This window comes from Craterilacuibacter sp. (genome assembly GCF_051659485.1).
GTDB lineage: Bacteria > Pseudomonadota > Gammaproteobacteria > Burkholderiales > Chromobacteriaceae > Craterilacuibacter.
Window position 1 is genome coordinate 1 of the sequence record NZ_JBOFOO010000017.1, and the last position, 2,835, is coordinate 2,835.

Below are 2,835 nucleotides of genomic sequence, written 5' to 3' on the forward strand. Positions count from 1 at the left end.
AGGAGAAACCCGACATGATGTTCATTCGTCCTATCCGTTTTCAGGATCTTGAGGGTTTGATGGAACTGGCACGCAGTGCCGGTGTTGGCCTGACCTCGCTGCCGGTGAACGAGGAGCGCCTGACCCGGCGCATCAGCCGCTCCATGCTGAGTTTTGCCGGCGATCTGGAGCGCGGCGATCAAGGCTATGTGTTCGTGCTTGAAGACAGCAAAACCGGCCGCGTCGGTGGCATTTGCGCACTGGAGGCCGCAGTCGGACTGAAAGAGCCGTGGTACAACTACCGCGTCGGCACCATGGTGCATTCGTCCGAAGAGATGGGGGTCTATACCCGTCACGAGACCTTGTTCCTGTCGCATGACCATACCGGTTACAGCGAGTTGTGCACGCTATTTTTGCATCCGGATTACCGCGTCAACCGCAACGGCAGCCTGTTGTCCAAGAGCCGTTTCCTGTTTCTGGCGCAGTTCGCCCATCTGTTCGGCAAGATTACCGTCGCTGAAATGCGTGGCGTATCCGACGCTGAAGGGCGCTCGCCATTCTGGGAGGCGCTGGGTAGGCACTTTTTCTCGATCGATTTTGCCAAAGCCGATTATCTGACGGGTATCGGACAGAAGGCTTTTGTTGCCGAACTGATGCCCAAGCACCCGATCTATGTGGACTTTCTGACGGCAGAAGCTCAAGCCGTGGTTGGCAAGACCCACGAAAATACCCGCCCTGCGGTCGCGATGCTGGAGGCTGAAGGTTTCCGCTACGAAGGCTATGTGGATATTTTCGACGCAGGCCCGACCGTGCAGGCCTATACGCAGGATATTCGTGCCGTCAAGGATAGCCAGCTGATGAGCGTGACTTTAGCCGACCCCTTGCCGGAGGGCGTGTATCCGCAGGTCCTGGTTTCCAATACCTCGCTGGCGGAGTTTCGCGTGGTGATGGCTGCATTCCCGCAAGACGGGCATACCGTCATGCTGACGCCCGAGGCCGCTGAAGCACTACATGTACAAGCCGGCGATTTCGTACGCTGCGTCCCGGTCAATCCTAGCGAGAAAATTGTATGAACACCCTGTGCATTGCTTCCGAGTGGCTCGCTGGCGAAGGTGAAGCCATGATCAAGACCGATCCGGCGACGGGTGCAACCTTATGGCAGGGGCAGGCAGCCAGCGCGGCACAGGTCGATGCGGCGGTGGTGGCTGCACGTGCGGCTTTTGTGCCGTGGGCACGGCGTCCTCTGGATGCCCGCCTTGCCGTGGTGCGCCGTTTTGGCGAGTGCCTGCTGGCCCATCGTGATGAACTTGCCAGCGTGATTGCGCGCGAAACGGGCAAGCCGCGCTGGGAGGCGCAGACCGAAGTCACCACCATGGCGAACAAGGTGGAGATCTCGGTTAAATCCTATCTGGAGCGCACTGGCGAGCGGGCTGCGGCCATGGGGGACGCGCAGGCGGTGCTGCGCCACAAGCCGCATGGCGTAGTGGCGGTGTTTGGCCCGTATAACTTTCCCGGCCACTTGCCGAACGGTCATATTGTGCCGGCGCTGATTGCCGGCAATAGCGTGGTGTTCAAGCCTTCCGAGCTGACTCCGTGGACCGCCGAGCTGACAGTCCGGCTGTGGCTGGAAGCCGGTTTGCCTGCCGGCGTACTGAATCTGGTGCAGGGTGCGCGCGAAACCGGTATTGCACTGGCTGCGCACACGGGGCTGGATGGACTCTTCTTTACCGGCAGTTCGGCGACCGGGGGTGCACTGCATCGCCAGTTTGCCGGCCATCCCGACAAGATTCTGGCGCTGGAAATGGGTGGCAACAACCCGCTGATCGTGACCGAGGTTGCCGATCGGGATGCAGCCATTCACCATGTCATCCAGTCGGCCTTTATTTCGGCCGGCCAGCGCTGCACCTGCGCGCGTCGTCTGCTGGTGCCGGCAGGCGCTTGGGGGGATGCTTTTGTGTCGCGCCTTGCCGATGTGAGCCGCGACATCGTGGTCGGGCATTGGGATGCCGAGCCGCAGCCGTTTATGGGGTCGCTGGTGTCCAATGCCGCGGCTGATGCTTTGTTGGCAGCACAAATGTGCTTGCAGATTATTGGCGGCAAAGTCTTGCTGGCCATGCGCCGGATCGAGGAAGGTGCCGCCATGCTGACGCCGGGCCTGATCGATGTGACCGGTATCGAGGCGCTGCCGGATGAAGAATACTTCGGGCCTTTATTGCAAATCATCCGTTACCGCGATTTTGACGAGGCGATTGCGCTTGCCAATAACACCCGCTTTGGCTTGGCTGGCGGTGTGCTGTCTGATGATAGGGCCAGCTACGAGCGCTATCTGCTCGAAAGTCGTGCCGGTGTGGTGAACTGGAACAAGCCCTTGACCGGCGCTTCCAGCGCTGCACCATTTGGTGGCGTGGGTGCGTCCGGCAATCACCGTGCCAGTGCCTATTACGCGGCCGATTATTGTGCTTGGCCGGTGGCGTCACTGGAGTGCGACGCACTTAGCCTGCCTGCGCAGCTGTCTCCGGGCCTGCATTTCTAGGCCTGCCGCATCGTGGCGCCTGTCCGGAAGCGGGGGCGGAATAAAGATGATGGAAAAAAAACCGGCAGTGCCGGTTTTTTTTGGAATGACATTTGCTTTATATGGAGGCGCTATTGGTTGCCGGGCGTTAACCTGGCAGGGAGTGCCGATTTTTTCATTTAAAGCGGGAGCGCTTCAGGCGAGTAAAACCCGTGCTTTTGGGGTTTTATGGCTAGCGACCATTGGAATTAGTCTTATTTTTCAATGATTTGTTCTCGTTGAAAATATTTATAGAAATAGCTTGAAACGATATGTTTTCTGCATTGACAGTAGATTGTATGCAA

Annotated in this window: 3 protein-coding genes; all 3 read left to right on the forward strand. The window is 58.7% G+C overall.

Translation table 11 applies throughout. The annotated features are described in order from the left end of the window. Positions 1-1,052 (forward strand): arginine N-succinyltransferase (gene astA, locus ACRC1E_RS00490; RefSeq protein ID WP_438513147.1); only part of this gene is annotated, 1,052 nt, incomplete at its 5' end. Then, positions 1,049-2,512, forward strand: coding sequence for a succinylglutamate-semialdehyde dehydrogenase (gene astD, locus ACRC1E_RS00495; RefSeq protein ID WP_438513148.1), 1,464 nt, complete (start codon positions 1,049-1,051; stop codon positions 2,510-2,512). The genes astA and astD, both read left to right, overlap by 4 nt. 46 nt (positions 2,513-2,558) lie before the next feature. Further along, positions 2,559-2,759 carry a hypothetical protein gene (locus tag ACRC1E_RS00500; RefSeq protein WP_438513149.1) on the forward strand — a complete coding sequence of 67 codons (201 nt, stop codon included), beginning with the start codon at positions 2,559-2,561 and terminating at the stop codon, positions 2,757-2,759. The last annotated feature ends 76 nt before the right edge of the window (positions 2,760-2,835 follow it).